Origin of the sequence: Rheinheimera sp. A13L, from assembly GCF_000217935.1 — a bacterium.
Taxonomy (GTDB): Bacteria; Pseudomonadota; Gammaproteobacteria; order Enterobacterales; family Alteromonadaceae; genus Pararheinheimera.
Genome location: NZ_AFHI01000009.1, coordinates 1 through 19,037, shown reverse-complemented (window position 1 = coordinate 19,037; position 19,037 = coordinate 1). Strand labels below are relative to the sequence as shown.

Sequence of the window (19,037 nt, the reverse complement as noted above, 5' to 3'; positions counted from 1 at the left end):
TCACAGAGGTTAATGTGGGTGGGACGAACCTATCACAAACTTCCCTTCAGCGGCATCCACTGTCACTACTGAGCCTGGCTTAATCTGGCCTTTCAGTAAAGTCTGGGCCAGTGGGTTTTCAATATAGTGCTGAATAGCCCGTTTTAATGGCCGGGCACCAAAGACTGCATCAAAACCTGCTGCTGCCAGCAGATCCAAAGCAGCATCTGTCACCGACAAAGCAAAACCTTTATCCTGCAAACGCAACCGCAACCGCTGCAACTGAATAGAAGCAATATGGCGGATATGAGCGCTGTCCAGCGGGTGGAATACCACAGTCTCATCCAGTCGATTTAAAAACTCAGGTCTGAACTGTTTGCTCAGCACTTCCATCAGCATATCTTTCATTTGCTGATAATCCTGATGCTGGTAATGCTCCTGGATCAAATCTGAACCTAAATTCGAGGTCATAATGATCACAGTGTTTTTAAAGTCGACTGTACGGCCCTGCCCGTCTGTTAAACGGCCATCGTCCAGTACTTGCAGCAAAATGTTAAACACATCCGGATGCGCTTTTTCTACTTCATCCAGCAGCACCACTGAATAAGGTTTACGCCGCACCGCTTCAGTTAAATAACCGCCTTCTTCGTAACCCACATAGCCAGGAGGAGCTCCGACTAAACGCGATACTGCGTGTTTTTCCATAAACTCCGACATATCAATGCGGATTAATGCGTCTTCGGTATCAAACAGAAACTGCGCCAGGGCTTTGGTCAGTTCAGTTTTACCTACCCCAGTAGGGCCTAAAAACAGGAAGGAGCCTATAGGTTTATTCGGATCAGCCAAACCTGCGCGGGAGCGGCGGATGGAGTTGGACACAGCTTCCAATGCTTCGGCCTGGCCTACCACGCGTTTTTGCAGTTCCTGCTCCATACGCAGCAGTTTATCGCGTTCACCTTCCAGCATTTTGCTGACCGGAATACCAGTAGCTTTGGATAATACATCGGCAATTTCCTGCTCCGTCACTTTATTTCGAAGCAGCGTCATTTCGTGCATTTCCACTTGTGAGGCTAAATCCAGTCGTTTCTCCAAGGCCGGAATACGTTCGTATTTCAGCTGCGACATGCGGTTTAAATCACCGGCACGGCGCGCCACTTCCATATCCAGCCGGGCTTGCTCTAAGTCGGCTTTGATATTCTGAGTACCTTGCAACGCCGCTTTTTCTGAAGACCAGACTTCATCCAGCTCGTTGTATTTCAAATCCAGTTCACGTATTTGTTCCTGGATCATGTCACGGCGTTTTTTCGTCGCTTCGTCAGTTTCTTTCGCCAGCGCATTGTCCTCAAGCTTCAGCTGAATAATACGCCGCTCTAATCTGTCCAGCTCTTCCGGCTTAGAATCCATTTGCATCCGGATACTGGACGCTGCTTCGTCAATTAAATCAATGGCTTTATCAGGCAGCTGCCTGTCGCTGACATAACGATGTGACAAAGTGGCAGCCGCTACTATGGCCGGATCGGTAATTTCTACCGCATGGTGCAGCTCGTAACGCTCTTTTAAACCCCGCAAAATAGCAATGGTGTCTTCGACTGAAGGCTCGTCCACTAATACTTTCTGGAAACGCCGCTCCAAAGCGGCATCTTTTTCAATGTACTTGCGGTATTCATCCAAAGTGGTAGCGCCTAAACAATGCAGTTCACCCCGCGCCAAGGCAGGTTTGAGCATATTGCCGGCATCCATAGCACCATCGGCTTTACCTGCACCTACCATGGTATGAATTTCGTCAATAAACAAAATAACCCGGCCTTCTTCTTTAGAAAGCTCGTTCAGTACTGCTTTTAAACGCTCTTCGAATTCACCACGATACTTAGCACCCGCTAATAAAGAGCCCATGTCCAAAGACAAGACACGTTTATCTTTTAAGCCTTCAGGGACTTCTTTATTGATGATACGCAGTGCTAAACCTTCGACTATGGCGGTTTTACCCACACCAGGTTCACCAATCAGCACAGGGTTGTTTTTAGTGCGACGCTGCAACACCTGAATACAACGGCGGATTTCTTCATCACGGCCTATGACTGGATCTAACTTGCCGGCTTCAGCCCGTGCTGTTAAATCGACAGTGTACTTAGTGAGTGCCTGACGGCTCTCTTCTGCATTTGGATCATCGACATTCTGGCCACCACGAATTTGTTCTATGGCTTTTTCCACCACAGCTTTATCAACACCCAAAAGGCGTAATAAATGGCCTAATTCAGATTTATCTTCGCAGGCGGCTAAAACAAATAACTCGCTGGAAATATACTGGTCTTTACGTTTTTGCGCGTATTTGTCGCATAAATTCAGCAAATTAATAGTGGCTGCAGACAGTTGCACATTGGCATCTGCACCTTCCACTTTAGGCACGCGCTCTAAGGCCTGGGATAATTTGGAGCGCAGTTCGTTGGTGTTCACTCCAATTTTACTGAACAGATCTTTGGTGGAACCACCTTCCTGATTCAGCAAGGCAAATAGCAAATGAATGGGTTCAATAAACTGATGATCACGGCCTAAAGCCATAGACTGAGCTTCGGCTATTGCCAATTGGAATTTACTGGTAAATCTGTCGAGTCTCATAACATCTCCGCATACATCAAACTGCTGTTGGCATTAAGATGGGGCAGAGCCGGTTAATTATCAAGCGATAAACGTCAAAAATTTGACTTAGATCAGTCCAGCCAGATACAGGACGCCATCCGGCCCGTTTGACCATCCCGACGGTAGGAATAAAAACGTTGTGAGTCGGTGTAAGTGCAAAAGCCGCCACCGTAAATCTGTGAAACTCCGGAAGCATTCAAACGTAAACGCGCCAGCTGATATAAATCAGCCAGCCATTTATCGGTTTTATCTGGTACAGCGATAAAAGCAGCGGCGGCTTTGGCATCTTTTTCCATAAAAGCCAAACGCACTTCGTTCCCTACTTCAAAAGCTGTGGGGCCTATAGCCGGGCCTAACCAGGCCATCACTGTTCTGGGGTCGTCAAACTGTGCCAGCGTTTGTTCCAGCACACCATCCACTAAACCCCGCCAGCCGGCATGAGCTGCGGCCACCTGAGTACCAGCCGCATCACAAAACAATACAGGCAGGCAATCCGCAGTGAGAACCACTGATACCACACCTTTGATTTTGGTTGTACTGGCATCGGCGGTGAAAGGACCCACTGAGAAATCAGTCTGTTCCAGTAGGACGCAATCTGTACCATGAACTTGATTGAGCCATAAAGGTTCAGCAGGCATACCCGCCTGTTGTTTGAAAAGCTGACGATTCTGCGCCACAGCTTCAGGTCTGTCATTGACATGACTCCCCAAATTCAACCCGTCGTAAGGTGGCAAGGACACACCACCTTCCCGGGTACTAACTGCAGTTTTTACATGTGAAGGCGCAGGCCAGTCAGCTTGGAACATCAGGCAAAGTCCAGACCGTGAATATCAGTATCTACACGTAAGGCCTGAGTCAGCTCGACCATATCATCAGGGATTGGCGCATGCCATTCCATAATTTCACTGGTAATAGGGTGAGCTAAACGCAACATAGCTGCATGCAAAGCCTGGCGTTTAAAGCCACGCAATACAGTTAATAAAGCTTCATCGGCTTTACGTGGTGGACGTGGACGGCCTGCATATACAGGGTCTCCAACCAACGGATAGTTGATGTAAGTCATATGCACACGAATTTGGTGAGTACGACCGGATTCCAGACGTAAACGCAAACGAGTGTGCGCACGGAATTTTTCCATGACACGGTAGTGAGTGACTGCCGGACGACCTGAGCTGGTCACCGCCATATGGGTACGTTTGGTGGGGTGGCGGCCAATAGGCTCATCCACTGTACCGCCCGCTGTCATAGTGCCGTGGCAAATCGCTTCGTATTCACGGGTAATTTCCCGTTCCTGCATAGCTTCAACTAAATGAGTCTGAGCAGGAATAGTTTTAGCGATCACCATTAAACCTGTAGTGTCTTTATCAAGACGATGCACTATGCCGGCACGTGGCACTTCAGCTATAGAAGGACAGTGATGCAATAAGGCATTGAGTAAAGTACCGTCCGCATTGCCCGCACCAGGGTGCACCACTAAACCCGCAGGTTTATTGATCACCATAATATGTTCGTCTTCGTACACTATATTCAGGTCTATAGGCTCAGCTTCAAAACGTTCGTCGTCCGGTAACTCGGCCTGGATCAATACAGACTCCCCACCCAGTAATTTTTCTCTGGGCGTGTTACACAGCTGGCCATTGATTTGAACCCAATCGGCTAAAATCCATTCTTTTATTCTGGAACGCGAATAGTCCGGGAACATTTCGGCCAATACCTGATCTAAGCGTTTACCAAATAAATGGTCAGGTACAATTTCTGCAAGTTTTATCTGTTTTGTCATGTCGGAACCAGTTATCCTGTGTGCATACCCGAACAGTCTGGGTTAGAATCGGGCCTTAAAAGGTTATTTTAACGGTTTTACTCCAGACTAAATAGCCAATAGGTTTAAGTAGTAGCGGATTTTTAAATGAAAGTGAACTTTTTAGCCATAATCGCCCTAGCTTTAACACTAACCGCCTGCGCGGGGAACAAAAAAGCTGAAGAAGAACTGGTCAATACCAACCAGTCTGCTCAGCAAATGTATGAAGAAGCCAAAAATGTGCTGGATTCAGGCCTGTATAACAGAGCTATAGAATTACTCAGAATGATGGAAAGCCGTTATCCTTTTGGTCCTTTGTCCCGTCAGGTGCAATTGGATCTGATATACGCTTATTACCAAAGCGGTAATACCACGCAATCTTTAGCCAGCATAGACCGTTTTATCCGTTTGAATCCAAACCATCCGGATTTAGACTACGCCTACTACATGCGTGGTTTAAGTAATGTAAAAGTTGATGAAAATGCTTTTCAGGAATTTGTTGGTATAGACCGTGCGGACCGTGATATGTCCAGCACCAAACAGGGTTTTGAAGACTTCAAAATACTGGTCAGCACTTACCCGAACAGCAAATACGCCAACGATGCCAGAAAACGTATGTTTGCCATTAAAGAAAGACTGGTGCGTTACGAATTACTGGTTGCTGATTATTACACCCGCCGTGGTGCTCATTTAGCGGCAGCAAACCGCTGTAAATACATTGTCGAGTACTACCGTGATTCGCCTCAGGTAGAACAGGCTTTGCTGATTATGGTCGATAGTTACGACAAATTAGGTTTAGTGAAATTACGTGATGACGCCAAAGCTGTGTTATTACTAAATTTCCCCAATGCGTTGAATTAACTTAAATTTAAAATCAGACTAGAGGGTCAGAGCTGATAGCTCTGACCCAACTCACAACGCATCCAAAGCTTCAGATAATTTACTTACAGCCACTACTGTCATTCCAGGAATTGCTTCTTTAGGTGCATTGGCCACTGGCACTATGGCGCGTTTAAAGCCATGTTTTGCCGCTTCTTTTAAACGTTCCTGACCACTGGGTACAGGACGGATTTCACCGGACAGGCCCACTTCACCAAAGACCACCAACTCATTTGGTAAGGCTTTATTTTTAAAACTCGACACCAGCGCCAATAAAGTCGCTAAGTCAGCACTGGTTTCATTGACCTTTACGCCGCCCACCACGTTGACAAACACATCCTGATCGGCCATTTGAATACCGGCGTGCCGATGCAATACCGCCAGCAACATCGAAATACGGTTTTGTTCCATACCCAAAGTGACACGACGTGGATTATTTAACGGTGAATAGTCAACCAGGCCCTGAATTTCCACCAGCAAAGGTCGGGTCCCTTCCCACAACACCATCACAATAGATCCAGGCGTATCTTCTTTACCACGGCTCAAAAAAATCGCTGACGGGTTTTTCACTTCCCGCATGCCCTGACCTGTCATCGCAAAAACCCCCAGCTCATTGACAGCACCAAAGCGGTTTTTATTGCCACGTAAAGTACGGAATCTGTTGTCAGTATCGCCATCCAATAAAATAGAGCAATCGATACAATGCTCCAGCACCTTAGGGCCAGCCAGAGAACCATCTTTAGTGACGTGCCCCACCATAATGACAGCCACATTATGTTGTTTAGCAAAACGGGTTAAGTAAGCTGCGCTTTCCCGCACCTGGGATACACTGCCAGGGGCAGACTGAATATCCGACATTTGCATCACCTGAATCGAGTCGATGACCATAATGCGCGGTTTTTCCTGCTGCGCCAGTTGGCAAATAGTTTCAACGTTAGTTTCAGCCAGCATCATTAAATTCTGAGTCGGTAAACCTAATCTGTTGGCTCGCAATGCCACTTGCTGCAAGGACTCTTCACCTGTGACATACAAAGCTTTGTCTGTCACCGCCAGTCCACACATAATTTGCAACAGCAAGGTACTTTTACCAGCACCAGGGCTACCACCAATCAATATCGCGGAACCCGGCACTATACCGCCACCCAGCACCCGGTCAAATTCAGCGAAACCTGAGCTAAAACGAGGTACATCCTGCAAGTCGACCTGATCCAGTCGGATCACCTTGGCCGCAGTGGCTCCGGCATAACCGTCAAAACGTTGTTGTTTTGTTACACTGGGTAAACGCACTTCGCTGATACTATTCCAGGTGCCGCACTCTGTGCATTGGCCCTGCCAGCGCACAAAGTCTGCGCCACAGTCATTGCAGACGTATGCGCTCTTGGTTTTAGCCATTTTTTATCTCATTTAATTAAAAGGCACGATTATTGCTTTTACATCGTACTGGTTTTACTCTAACCCAAATTATTCATACAGGGCTTGCCACTGCCCTGTAAGTGTTTAAGCGAGCATGACAACAAACGACTTACAAGCTTATAGCAGCGTTCTGGAACGTCTGAAACCCCTTATCAACACCCAGTTGTTCGATGAGGAATTTCGGCTATTGACCGGAGACTTAGCCAAATCGCAGCAATTTCTGATCAAAATGGAATTAAAGCGTCTGGCGCAGCCGTGCACCTATTATATCGATTTACGTGGCAGGGTCGACGGCGAAGTGCGTGCTTTTGAGCATAAAGGCCAAACCCATTATCTGGATGAAGTTGCAATCCAAACCTTTGAAAAGGGTTTAAAGCAATACGGCCAGTACACTATTGGTATTTTTGAGGATGTCACCAATACCAATAACAACTTCAGGGTGCGACACCAGCAAGAAACCAATAAAAGACTGCAAGACGTATTATCTGGAGAGACTTCTGACACCACAGTCAACTTGACCACAGTTGCGTCAGATATGGACTCAACGGCCAATGACTATAAAGCAGCTCAACTGATCCGCTTTGCAGGCTATAGCGTTCGCCGTGAAGAGCGAATGAATTTTTCTATTGATATTGAAGTGGTGTTGCAGGAGGAAGAACGTTTTCCCGCCAGCACCAGTGACCTGTCAGTATCCGGCTGTAAAATCAAAATTCCGCTGGCGATAGAAATGACAGCCGGGCAAAAAGTTGCCATATTTTTCCGCGGCTTAGAGCAAGAGTTTGCCCTTGGTATCAATAACGGCATCCCTTATCAGGTGATTGATGTTGAACCAGCCGACAAAGGCTATTACGTGCGGTTAAAACGTTTGCCTTTGGCTGACGAAAAAGGGTTCTCGGAATTTCTGCAAAACTTTATTCACGGCAATAAAAGACGTTACAAAGTGAATCTGGATAACACCTACGAAGCGGTGTTTATTAAAGGTTATGAGCAATTTTATTTACCCCGTATCAGCTCTTTACCTGTGTTTCTGGCAGTCAACGACGGCAAAGCAACCCCATCCTGTGTGTTAACCACTGAAAATAACAGGCATCTGATGCATTATTTTCAGGATGAACGGCAACAGAATGTCTTGCCACAACTGCTGCACGTGCGCCGGTTAAAACAATGTCTGGCTAAAGAAGCCAATGAAAACAGTACCGTACTTTATACCTTTACCCATGCGGCCAAAGGCAGATTGTTTTTTTATTCGGCCACAACAGAAGAATTGCTGCAACACCCCGAACTGAAAGCAGTATTTTTTGGTTTTGGTGCAGCCAAACCCAGTTTTCGGGCATTCCGTATGTCGGTATTACGTACTGTGCCTGCTCATGCTCATATTCCGCTGTCGTTACCCAACACAGCCGATCAGGAAGTACAAAAGCTGAATCAGCCGCCTACACCTTTGATCGCAAATTTTATTCGTAACTTACGCTATATAGTGGCACTGACGGATATCAGTACTGCCCAAAGCAACAGCTTGTACAAAGCTATTACTTACGATGCGGCTTTGCTGAATCAGCTAAAAGTGTTTGGGCATGCCAAACTTGAGCAAATACCTCCTATTGAAAGCGCCTCTGTACAGTATGTGAATTTGCGTTCTGAAAGCCGGTTTTTATACAAAACCACTGTATTGCTGGAGCGCGACAAAGGCGGCGACATTCAAGCCTTTAGCCGTGATTTCTCCAGTAAAGGCATTCAGTTGGAATGTGCTGAGCCTGTTGAATTTGCTAAAGGTGATACAGTGCAAATCAGTTTGCCTGAGCTGCAAAAGATCACCACTAAACATCAGTTATCGGCTTTGCCTTATGAAGTGATGGCGGTCAGTAAAAACAAACTGATTATGAATATGAGAGTGATAGATCCAACCAACGATCATCCAGGCAAAATATTTTTTCAGCAGTTGATTAATAACAACAGAAGCAAACTAACGATGGCTGAGGAAACACCTAAATTCCCTGGTCTTGGCCCTGCTTTACGTAATATGTATATCAAAGCTTTGGACACCTTCGCCTTTTATGTGCACCGTCAGGGCGTTCGTTACAATCTGGATGTAGTGGCCATGGGTGCGAAACCTAATGCTTTGCACAAGTTACTGGCCCAGTTCAGTGAAGGACCTGACTCTATAACTATGTTGCCGCTGCTGAAAAACAATGCCACCAATTTGCAGTTTGCCAATCAGCTGAAAAAAATGAAGCGTCAGGAAATCCCCTTTAGCTACGAGGTCTTTTTGCGTTTTAGGCCGGCTCAGGACAACACAGAACATAGCTTTGAAACTAAGTTTGATTTTGATTTCCAGCTCCATAGTGCAAAAAAGGCTTTTGTGGATGACGTGGTGAATAAAGATTTACTCTTTGCTTTTAAGATTTTTTTATCGCGCACAGGCCGCCCTGACACCGAACATATTGCCAAAGAACTGGGGTATGTCAGTACTTATGCCATCCATAAAGCCAAAGTACTGGAAGAAGAGCTCTGGAGTGTGGTGGGCGTGGGTGATGTAGTGGATATCACAGACGAAGTGTTACTGCGCTTTAACTTAAGCAACGAACAAATAGCAGAGCAGCAACAAAAACGACTGGCTTTCCTGGCCGGTATCAACCAGCCTGCTTAACTCTGTTTCAGCCACTCAGCCAGTTCGGCAAAATGATCGGCACTGGCACTGGGGTGAGTCAACATCGAAATATGATCATAGTCCTGCTGGTGGCCATAGCTTTTGCCCAGCACAGTATAACGCCCTGAGTTTAAACCAGTTTCTGTAAGAAAAGCCTGCACATCCTGCGGATGGCCTAACAGCTGATCATTGATGGCGGCAAAATGCCAACTCTGAGGCCAGTTGGTTTCAGCGCAAGCTGCAGCATAATCAAAACCATCAGTCAGATCGACAAAAGCCCCGCCCCGGATCCAGGGAATAGTATCAAGTAAATACTGAGCAGGTTCATTGTCAGCACCAAAACGCCATTGCTTAGCCGGTAAATAGCCATAGATACGACACAGCAGCGGCGAAAGCCGATTCCAGACCAAATCTATATGCAGACGTTTTTTAAATCCCCTGACGCTAATTACTCTTTTGCTGCCAAAAGTAATTATGGTTTTGACCTTAGGCAAGAGTTCAGGAAAACGTACTAAACTGGCCGCCAAAACTACACCAGCCCAGGAATGAGCCATCACAACCAGCGGCTGTTGATGCTGCTGGTAAAGATGATGAATTAAAGCCGGAATATCCTGGCAGATCAGTTGTTGCTGACTGTGATTAAAACGTCTGCTGGCTTTAGGGCTGGACAAACCTCGACCAGCGAAATCAGCACAAGTGACAGCAAAACCACGGTCTGCCAGAAAACAGCCCAAACCACGGCCTTTTTCATTGTAAAAAATTCTGCTGTTTTCAATAGCCCCATGCAGCATTAATACCGGATAAACACACTCTGACTGAGCAGGCTTCAGTTGACGTAAATGCAGCTGATAATCAGCAACTGCAAGCCATTGTGAGTTTTGCTGGTGTTGCATCAGCTTTCCAGTAAATACAGCAGTTGCAATAACGAGCCCTGACGTATCGCTGCTTTGGCCTGAGCCTGTACCTTAGGTTTGGCGTGAAAAGCCACCCCAAGGGCAGCGACGGCCAGCATTGGCAAATCGTTCGCGCCATCACCTATAGCCACAGTCTGACTGGCGGAGATCTGATACTGACGGGCAATGTGTTGCACCACATCAGCTTTGGTCTGAGCGTCAACTACAGCACCCAACACCTGCCCCGTCAGCTTACCGTCGACAATCTCCAGTTGATTGGCAAAAGTAGCCGTTAGTTTTAAGCGCTGCTTTAAGGCTTCGGTAAAATAAGTGAAACCACCTGATGCAATCACCACCTGCCATTGATGCTGCTGTAAAAATGCGACTAAAGCTTCTAAACCCGGCATCAGTGGCACAGCATCCAGCACTTGTTTCAGCACTGTATCAGGGGCGTCTTTTAAGGTAGCGACACGCTGACGTAAACTTTGCGCAAAATCCAGTTCACCATTCATAGCGCGGGCAGTCACTGCTGCCACCTGCTCACCTACACCGGCCAGCTTGGCGATTTCATCAATACATTCAATCTGAATGGCTGTGGAATCCATATCCATCACCAGAACACCTGGTTGCTGCAAAAACACCGGTGCAGGCAAATACACCAGTTCGGCAGTCCAATTTTCACTTAAATGGCGTAAAGCCTGGATTTGTTCTGCATTTAAGGCTAGAGGCAAATCGATGCGCACTGCCAAAGCTAAATCGGCGTGAGGCCGATATAAACTTAAGCGATAAGCTGCATCAGCAGGTAACAATTGCAGCACAGCAAAAAGCTGCTGCAGCGTTATTGTGCCGGAAAAAATCCGCAGACTGGCGGTGCTTTGCCCTGTCACTAATCCAGACCAGAATTCTGGCGCTCTGAGGTGATCTGCTGCTTTTCGTTCGCTTTGATAAAAGCCTGAAGCATGCATTAACACAGCGCTAGCCGCTGCGCCTTGTGCAGTTAACCACTGAATTAAACTAATGTCGGCAAAGGAGTTTGGGTCAATCTTATAATAAAAGCTCAAAGGGCCACCTGTACTTCATTCTGTTGCCGTGGCATTCTACCGACATTTTTAAAGCATTGTCAGTGTAAAAATCAGGCGAATTGATGCAATTCAGCGGACACCACAGCGGTAAAAACTCAAAATACTTCAGGCTAGCCCAGCTATTGCTGGCACTGCTGGGTATTTGGGTGCTGTCACAATGGTGGTGGAACAGTAACCAGCAAGGCGAACTTTTGTTTCAGCAACAGAGTACTGAACTGATGCGCTCAACTTTGGTGGCTTTATCCCATACTGCGGCTTATCTGATTGATAACGACCAACTGGAAAGCTTAAATCAACTGACCACTCATATTGCCGCCACACCTTATTTGCAGGATGTGGTGGTATACAACGCCAACGGCGTGAAATTATCGGCCTCAGAAGGCACTGCCGCAGCTCAGTTGTTGTATGCGCCTCAGCATGAACAAGCGCTGCTTGCTATGGTGCAGGAAATCACTCAACAAGACAGAGTGATTGGCTATATCAAAATAAGTATGAAACTGGACGCCAGCTTATTGCCTGTAACTCAGGCCTGGCAACAGCTGATGCGACAAGTATTCTGGATGTTATTGCTCGCTGGTGTAGTCGCCTTTATGTTACGCGGCAGCTGGAGCAAAATTGTACATCAGTGGCAAAAATGGCGTAAAAGCAAACAGGCGGATGCGGCGAATTTGCTTTAATTTTTTTTCAGTATTTGACAGGTATTGAGCCACAACTGGCTCGCTATGTCCTGAGTACTTTCCCCTCTTAGCTCAGCCAACACCTTTAACACCAAAGGCAGTTGAGCTGGTGTATTGATTTGCCCCTGAAAACCATTCAGTGGCATAGAGGGAGAATCAGTTTCCAGCACTAAAGCGGTAAGCGGAAACTGTTTTACTGCTTTGCGGGTTTTCTCAGCACGCTCGTAGGTAATAGTGCCGCCAATCCCGAGCTTAAAGCCCATATCTATAAAGGCCATACCTTGCTGGAAACTACCGGAAAACGCATGCAAAATGCCACCTTGGCTAAACTGCTGCTGTTTAATAACCTGCAGTAATTCATTTTGTGATTTGCGATGGTGCAAAATCACAGGCTTTTTCAGTTTGGCGGCCAGCTGCAACTGAAACTCAAAACATTGCCGCTGCAAAGCGAAGCTTTGTTCGTCCAGCGCAAAATCCAGCCCTATTTCGCCTATAGCATTTACTTCGGGTAAAGCGGCTAACCCCTCAAGTCCAACCAACGTCTCAAACTGTGCCTGGCTGGCCCACCATGGATGCACACCCAGGGCTATGTAAAAACCATAACGTTGTTTTAATTCCAGCAAAGGTAACCAGGCAGAAGACTGCACTGCAGGCACTAAAAAGCCCTCAACGCCCGCAGCTTTGGCGTTCGCCAGATGCAGCTCAAGTTCAGGCAATAACTCTGGTAAATCCAGATGGCAGTGGCTATCAAATAATACAGGCCGCGTATCGGCGGCCTGTAAAGGTGGGATTATGGACATAAACGCTCTATGGCCCAGCAGCTGTCTGCTTGCTGCTTGTACATAAAGCGGTCATGCAGCCGGTGTTCGCCCCCTTGCCAGAATTCAATCTGATACGGCTTCACTAAAAAACCGCCCCAGAATGATGGTACCGGTACTTCGCCTTGCTCAAATTTATGTTTAATTTCAGCAAACTTTTGCATCAGCACCTGACGGGTCGAAACAGGACGGCTTTGCTCTGAAGCCCATGCTGCCAGCTGGCTTTCTTTTGGTCTGGATAAAAAGTAACTCATCACCTGACTGGTCGGAACCCGCTCAGCTGTGCCATAGACTATCACCTGACGCTCCAATGGATGCCATGGAAAATGCAGACAGACTTTAGGGTTTTGTTCCAATTCAGAGGCCTTACGGCTGCCTAAGTTGGTGTAAAACACAAAACCTTTGCTACTGACATCTTTAAGCAAAACCAGACGTTGTGATGGCTGACCTGAAGCATCCACTGTGGCTACACACATAGCTGTTGGGTCTGGTAATTCAGCGTCCACTGCATCTTTTAGCCAATGTTCAAACTGCAGAAAAGGATCGGCATTGAGCTTATCCAAATCCAGTTTATCCATGCTGTAACTACGGCGAATATCAGCGATTTTCATCAGTGTGTCCTTTCAGATAAAGCGACTGGCATAAAGCGGATTACATCCGCTCCATGACCTCAATACCTAATAAATCTAAGCCTTGTTTTAAAGTACGGGCCACCAGAATACTCAGCATTAAACGGCTGTTTTTCAAATCTGGTTCAATGCCTTCTTTTAATATAGGGCAAGCTTCGTAGAAACTCATAAACTGGCTGGATAACTCGTATAAGTAGTTGCACAGCAAGTTAGGCACTGCATCTTTCATCACGGCCTGTAAGGTTTCTTCTAAGCGTAACAGTTTGACGGCTAATTGCTTTTCCTGCTCTTCCACAAGCTGCAGCGGAGCTACAAAGCTTTCATCTATACCGGCACGGCGCAAAATACCGCTGACGCGGGTATAAGCGTATTGCAGATAAGGGGCTGTAGCACCTTCAAAACTTAACATGGCATCCCAGCTAAACACATAATCGCTGGTACGGTTTTTCGATAAGTCAGCAAACTTCACCGCACCTATACCTACTTTACGTGCCACTTCAGCCATTTCTTCAGCGCTTAAATCAGAGGATTTTTGCTCTACTACGGCTTGAGCTCGTACTACAGCTTCTTCTAACAATTCAGCCAGTTTAACAGTGCCACCGGTACGGGTTTTAAACGGCTTACCGTCTTCACCCATCATGGTGCCAAAGGGGCAATGATCGTAAGCGACGTGGTCTTTTAATAAGCCAGCTTTACGGGCCACTAATTCCACTTGTTTAAAGTGCAGCGCCTGACGGGCATCGGTAAAGATCACGATGCGATCGGCAGCTAAATCAAAACTACGGTACTGGCAGGCTGCTAAATCTGTAGTGGCATAAAGGAAACCACCACCGGTTTTTTGCACGATAAAAGGCGAAGGATTACCTTCTTTATCGGCCAGTTCCTGCAAAAACACCACTAAAGCGCCTTCACTTTCCACAGCTAACCCCTGCTGTTTTAAGCTATCCACTATAGGCTGCAGCATAGCGTTATAAGCACTTTCAGGTTTGATATGCTCATGGCCTAAAGTGACTTTTAAGGTTTTATACACCTCGTCACTGTGTTTAATGGAGGTGTCGATAAACAGCTGCCACAACTTCTGGCAATGGGCGTCGCCACTTTGTAGTTTCACTACATAGTCACGCGATTTATCGGCAAAACCTGCTTCATCATCAAAACGTTTTTTCGCTTCGCGGTAGAAATCTTCCAGATCAGCTAAAGCCACTTGCTCTAAGTCGATGCCAGCTGCCAGTTTATCTTCCAGATGCGCAATCAACATACCAAACTGCGTACCCCAGTCACCCATATGGTTCTGACGAATGACTTTGTCACCCCAGAATTCCAGACAGCGCACTACGGCATCCCCAATAATGGTGGAACGCAAATGGCCAACGTGCATCTCTTTGGCCAGGTTTGGCGCTGAGTAATCCACTACCACAGTTTGCGGGGCTGGATTTGCGCTTAAGGTTAAACGTGGGTTTTGTGAAGCGCCAACCAACTGTGCGGCTAACCAGTCTTTACGCAAAGTCACGTTAATAAAACCCGGGCCTGCAATTTCAACCTTTTCAGCTAGTTCGGCTAAATCCAGTTGTTGCACCAGCTGCTGCGCCAAAGCACGTGGGTTGGTTTTTAATAACTTAGCAGCCGCCATAGCACCGTTGATCTGGTAATCGCCAAATTCAACTTTAGTGCTGATGGTGACAGCTGTATTGGTATCGGCAGGCAAACCCAAAGCCAGCATAGCGGCTTGGGTTTTGGCGGATAATAATTCTTTAATATTCATAACAAACCTTTGCTCGAGCCTGAATTAATGTTCACGGGTCTTATGGAATTTGATCTTCGGATAACGTTCTATCGACAAATTCAGGTTCACCATAGTAGGCGCTAAATAGGTCAGGTTATCACCGCCGTCCAGTGCCAGGTTCATGCTGGCTTTGCTCTTTAATTCAGTCATAGCTTTATGATCGTCGCTATACACCCAACGCGCAGTTGTCACGTTGACGCTTTCGTAAATCGCATCGACGCTGTATTCAGATTTTAAGCGATGCACTACCACGTCAAACTGCAGCACACCAACGGCGCCTACGATCAAATCGTTGTTATCCAGCGGGCGGAATACCTGCACGGCACCTTCTTCAGATAACTGCACTAAACCTTTGAGTAACTGCTTTTGTTTCAGCGGATCACGCAAACGGATACGGCGGAATAACTCAGGCGCAAAGTTTGGAATACCTGTGAAGTTAAACTTCTCACCAGAGGTAAAAGTATCACCAATCTGAATAGTGCCGTGGTTATGTAAACCTATGATATCGCCAGGGAAAGCTTGTTCCACGTGTTCACGATCGCCAGCTAAAAAAGTTAAAGCCTGTGGTACCAGCATATCTTTGCCAATACGCACATGGTGCATTTTCATGCCCTTTTCGTATTTACCTGAACAGATGCGTAAAAAGGCCACGCGGTCACGGTGTTTCGGGTCCATATTGGCCTGAATTTTAAAGACAAAACCGGTAAAGGCTGGCTCTGATGGCTCAACAACACGGCTGGTGGTAGCGCGGTGTTGTGGCGCTGGCGCCCATTCGGTTAAACCATCCAGCATATGATCCACACCAAAGTTACCTAAGGCTGTACCAAAAAATACCGGAGTTAACTCACCTTTACGGAATAGCTCTAAATCAAACTCGTGGCTGGCGCCTTTGACCAGTTCCATTTCTTCACGTAACTGGTCGGCGTAATAACCAACTCGCTTATCCAGTTCAGGGTTATTGATGCCTTTAATCACATCCAGTTCCTGGATGGTATGGCCCATGCCTGATTTGTATAAAATAATTTCGTCACGGTAAATGTGGTAGACACCTTTAAACTCTTTACCTGATGCTATTGGCCAGGTGATAGGAGCACAGGCGATTTTTAAAACACTTTCTACTTCATCTAATAAATCAACAGGATCACGAATATCGCGGTCCATTTTGTTCATAAAAGTGATAATAGGCGTATCACGTAAACGGGTGACTTCCATCAGTTTAATGGTACGGTCTTCAACACCTTTGGCGCCGTCGATCACCATTAAGCAGGAATCTACAGCCGTTAAAGTACGGTAGGTATCTTCCGAGAAGTCTTCGTGACCAGGAGTATCAAGCAGGTTGACTAAACAATCCGCATAAGGGAACTGCATCACAGAAGTCGTGACCGAGATGCCCCGCTCTTTCTCCATTTCCATCCAGTCGGAGGTGGCGTATTGGCCAGACTTTTTACCTTTGACCGTACCTGCTTTTTGGATCAACTGTCCAAACAACAACACTTTTTCAGTGATAGTGGTTTTACCGGCATCCGGGTGAGAGATGATCGCAAAAGTGCGGCGTTTGTTAATTTCTTCTAAAAACAGTTCGGTAGTCATGCCATCCAACTTGATCAATAAACGAAGCCCACAACATAGCCAAGAAGCAGAGTGGGCTTGTGTTCGATAGGAAATTTCGCGCGATTATAACAGCAACCAAAGCGCAGGCACAGAATTTAGCCACTTTGCTCTGGAAATTATCTGGTTAGAAGATGATTGAACCTTAGCCTAAGGGCAAAGCCATTAAAATGGCATCTTCACGGCCTGTCGCCGTTGGGTAATAACTGGGGCGTAAACCGGTTTGAATAAACCCACATTTTTCATACAGCTTAATGGCATTGGCATTGGATTGGCGTACTTCCAGCCAGCAGTCCAGTGCTTCTAAATCCTGAGCCTGGGCAATAAAGTGCTGCATCAGTTGCTGACCATAACCCTGGCCCTGAGCTTTTGGCGCCACACCAATATTAAATAAACTGGCTTCTACTGCGACTTTTTCGCCTATGTAGAAACCTATAATGGCGTCGTTATCATCCATCAACACCGCATTAAAATAACGCTCGCCAAAGCAGGTGCTAAAGGTGCCTTCCGACCAGGGATGGCTGTTGGCGGCTTGTTCTATCTGCAGCATCGCTGGGATATCGGCAGGGGTAGCACTACGTATTAACGGCATGCATCAGCTCTCTTGCTGGAGGCACAACCAGAGCAGCTTTTTCTGCTGGGCTGACTGTAATAATTCAATCGAAGGTGTTACTAAGAGTCCGTTTTGCAACATAGGTTCAGTACAGGCAGGGTTTAACCGCCACTGCAGATCAGGTTGATATTCGCTGAGCGCCACGAGGACGTCTTTAGAGAAGGTAAGTTCTGGGTCTGGAACAGAGTAAACAGGCACTGCTGGTTCAACAGCTTCTACTGCAGCTTGGATATCAGCAACAGGTTCTGCCAGCACACCAATTTCCGCCTCAGGCGTTTTGGCCATAGCAGAAAACTCTTGATGTAATTCAAGTGGTTGTATCTGGAGTAAATGCAGCAGTTGCTGCTTAGAAGATAAAGAATTCATATCAGAATGAAGTGGCAGGGGCAGAGGGATTCGAACCCCCAACCATCGGTTTTGGAGACCGCTGTTCTACCAATTGGAACTATGCCCCTAGCGTTGGAGGCGCCATTATACAAAAGAGGCATCAAAGGTAAAGCAAAAATCTGTCTGCACTGATTTAACTGCACATAAAACATACGTTTCATTCCTTTAAGGCCCCTTCTATGCTTGCGGCAAAGTTTTTTAATCGCAAATTACGATACACATAAGCTTATTAATTCGTTTTAATCAAAGCATTTATCGGGCTTATGCTGCTGTTATACCCTCAAAGGAGAATAACCATGAGCAAAGTACAAGATATATTCCAGCGTGAATTTCCACGGCTGCAACAAGACGATACGATAGTTCAGGCTGTGCAGCAACTACGACAGTTTAACCTGACCGGCGCACCAGTGTTTGATAAAGACAATAATCTGGTCGGTTATTTGTCGGAGCAGGATTGTTTAGCCGCTATGTTACACGCCAGCTACTTCTGCAGCCTGCACAATACAATAGCTCAGGTGATGAGTAAAAAGGTGGTGACTGTGTTGACGTCTGATAGCGTGGTGGATAGTGCGGTGATCTTTACCAGCCTGCATTTGCATCAGCTGCCTGTGCTGGAGAATGGTGTGGTGGTTGGGGTACTAAACAGGGGTCAGGTGGTTAGAGCGCTGGAGGCATCGCTTGGGGACTGTTTTGGGGGGGAGAGAGCGGCTTAGGTGGGTTTGGGTTTGGGTTTGGGTTTGGGTTTGGGTTTGGGTTTGGGTTTGTAAATCTAAAGAGCAAAAGAGAAACTGTTGAAACGAAGACTTAGTGGCAGGAGGATTGCGTTTGCCGTCCTGGCAAACGTCCCTGCGGGACCGCGCGGAGCGCGTCCACAAAACGACAGGATGTCGTTTTGCACAGCTTCGCTGCCGAAGGCGAGTACCAGGGATGGTACGAGTGAAAATCGTTCCCGGCGATTTTGTCGAACCGTGAAATCGGGATCTCAAGACGCCAACAGTTTGGCGTATTGCCGATTGAACACGACGAGCTCTGCGAGGAGATAGGAGGATCTCATCCGCCTGTGTCCACCATCGCCGATCTGTTTGACTGAATTTTAAGTACACAAAAACGCCTGGAGCGTTTTTGGACCGCCGCACGGCGGGTCCCGAAGGGATTTTTCGCAGGGATGCGAAAAACAAAAAAACCTGCACTTAG

At 46.8% G+C, this 19,037-nt stretch carries 16 protein-coding genes and 1 tRNA gene; 4 read left to right on the top strand and 13 right to left on the bottom strand.

Annotated elements, in window-relative coordinates; genetic code table 11:
• Positions 1-9: 9 nt before the first annotated feature.
• The 3 genes from clpB to rluD form a co-directional block, all read right to left on the bottom strand.
• The gene (gene clpB, locus RHEIN_RS05930) at positions 10-2,595 is read right to left on the bottom strand and encodes an ATP-dependent chaperone ClpB (protein ID WP_008898069.1); all 2,586 of its coding nucleotides are present in this window, start codon (positions 2,593-2,595) and stop codon (positions 10-12) included.
• Between the two features lie 92 nt (positions 2,596-2,687).
• Entirely contained in the window at positions 2,688-3,422 is a 735-nt protein-coding gene (gene pgeF / locus RHEIN_RS05925) for a peptidoglycan editing factor PgeF (protein ID WP_008898068.1), read from the bottom strand.
• Positions 3,422-4,396, bottom strand: coding sequence for a 23S rRNA pseudouridine(1911/1915/1917) synthase RluD (rluD, locus tag RHEIN_RS05920; RefSeq protein ID WP_008898067.1), 975 nt, complete (start codon positions 4,394-4,396; stop codon positions 3,422-3,424). The genes pgeF and rluD overlap by 1 nt, the downstream gene beginning before the upstream one ends.
• A gap of 126 nt (positions 4,397-4,522) precedes the next feature.
• Between rluD and RHEIN_RS05915 the strand changes: the two genes are divergently transcribed.
• Entirely contained in the window at positions 4,523-5,275 is a 753-nt protein-coding gene (locus tag RHEIN_RS05915; RefSeq protein ID WP_008898066.1) for an outer membrane protein assembly factor BamD, read from the top strand.
• A gap of 51 nt (positions 5,276-5,326) precedes the next feature.
• On the opposite strand, the gene radA is transcribed toward RHEIN_RS05915, so the two are convergent.
• A complete protein-coding gene (gene radA / locus RHEIN_RS05910) occupies positions 5,327-6,685 on the bottom strand; it encodes a DNA repair protein RadA (RefSeq protein WP_008898065.1) in 1,359 nt (452 codons plus the stop codon).
• A gap of 115 nt (positions 6,686-6,800) precedes the next feature.
• Between radA and RHEIN_RS05905 the strand changes: the two genes are divergently transcribed.
• Positions 6,801-9,353: a PilZ domain-containing protein gene (locus RHEIN_RS05905; protein WP_008898064.1), complete on the top strand. Its 2,553-nt coding sequence runs from the start codon at positions 6,801-6,803 to the stop codon at positions 9,351-9,353.
• Here the strand turns inward: RHEIN_RS05905 and RHEIN_RS05900 are convergent.
• Both RHEIN_RS05900 and serB read right to left on the bottom strand, forming a co-directional pair.
• On the bottom strand, positions 9,350-10,246 hold the full coding sequence (locus RHEIN_RS05900) for an alpha/beta hydrolase family protein (protein ID WP_008898063.1): 897 nt from the start codon (positions 10,244-10,246) through the stop codon (positions 9,350-9,352). The genes RHEIN_RS05905 and RHEIN_RS05900 overlap by 4 nt on opposite strands.
• On the bottom strand, positions 10,246-11,307 hold the full coding sequence (serB, locus tag RHEIN_RS05895) for a phosphoserine phosphatase SerB (protein WP_008898062.1): 1,062 nt from the start codon (positions 11,305-11,307) through the stop codon (positions 10,246-10,248). Before serB ends, RHEIN_RS05900 begins: the two co-directional genes overlap by 1 nt.
• A gap of 83 nt (positions 11,308-11,390) precedes the next feature.
• On the opposite strand from serB, the gene RHEIN_RS05890 reads away from it, so the two are divergent.
• Complete coding sequence (locus RHEIN_RS05890) at positions 11,391-12,005, top strand: membrane protein (RefSeq protein ID WP_008898061.1); 615 nt, start codon at positions 11,391-11,393, stop codon at positions 12,003-12,005.
• On the opposite strand, the gene RHEIN_RS05885 is transcribed toward RHEIN_RS05890, so the two are convergent.
• The 7 genes from RHEIN_RS05885 to RHEIN_RS05855 form a co-directional block, all read right to left on the bottom strand.
• Positions 12,002-12,805: a TatD family hydrolase gene (locus RHEIN_RS05885; RefSeq protein ID WP_008898060.1), complete on the bottom strand. Its 804-nt coding sequence runs from the start codon at positions 12,803-12,805 to the stop codon at positions 12,002-12,004. The genes RHEIN_RS05890 and RHEIN_RS05885 overlap by 4 nt on opposite strands.
• Positions 12,796-13,434 (bottom strand): pyridoxamine 5'-phosphate oxidase, encoded by a 639-nt coding sequence (gene pdxH / locus RHEIN_RS05880; RefSeq protein ID WP_008898059.1) that lies wholly within the window; start codon positions 13,432-13,434, stop codon positions 12,796-12,798. The genes RHEIN_RS05885 and pdxH overlap by 10 nt, the downstream gene beginning before the upstream one ends.
• A gap of 40 nt (positions 13,435-13,474) precedes the next feature.
• Positions 13,475-15,214, bottom strand: a complete 1,740-nt coding sequence (gene argS / locus RHEIN_RS05875) for an arginine--tRNA ligase (protein ID WP_008898058.1) — start codon at positions 15,212-15,214, stop codon at positions 13,475-13,477.
• Positions 15,215-15,238: 24 nt separating this feature from the next.
• Complete coding sequence (gene prfC, locus RHEIN_RS05870) at positions 15,239-16,825, bottom strand: peptide chain release factor 3 (protein ID WP_008898057.1); 1,587 nt, start codon at positions 16,823-16,825, stop codon at positions 15,239-15,241.
• A gap of 163 nt (positions 16,826-16,988) precedes the next feature.
• On the bottom strand, positions 16,989-17,435 hold the full coding sequence (gene rimI, locus RHEIN_RS05865) for a ribosomal protein S18-alanine N-acetyltransferase (protein WP_008898056.1): 447 nt from the start codon (positions 17,433-17,435) through the stop codon (positions 16,989-16,991).
• 3 nt (positions 17,436-17,438) lie between these two features.
• Positions 17,439-17,822, bottom strand: coding sequence for a hypothetical protein (locus RHEIN_RS05860; protein ID WP_040554606.1), 384 nt, complete (start codon positions 17,820-17,822; stop codon positions 17,439-17,441).
• 12 nt (positions 17,823-17,834) lie between these two features.
• Positions 17,835-17,911, bottom strand: a tRNA-Trp gene (locus RHEIN_RS05855).
• Between the two features lie 228 nt (positions 17,912-18,139).
• Here RHEIN_RS05855 and RHEIN_RS05850 point away from each other — a divergent pair.
• Positions 18,140-18,556, top strand: a complete 417-nt coding sequence (locus RHEIN_RS05850) for a CBS domain-containing protein (RefSeq protein ID WP_008898054.1) — start codon at positions 18,140-18,142, stop codon at positions 18,554-18,556.
• Positions 18,557-19,037: the final 481 nt, after the last annotated feature.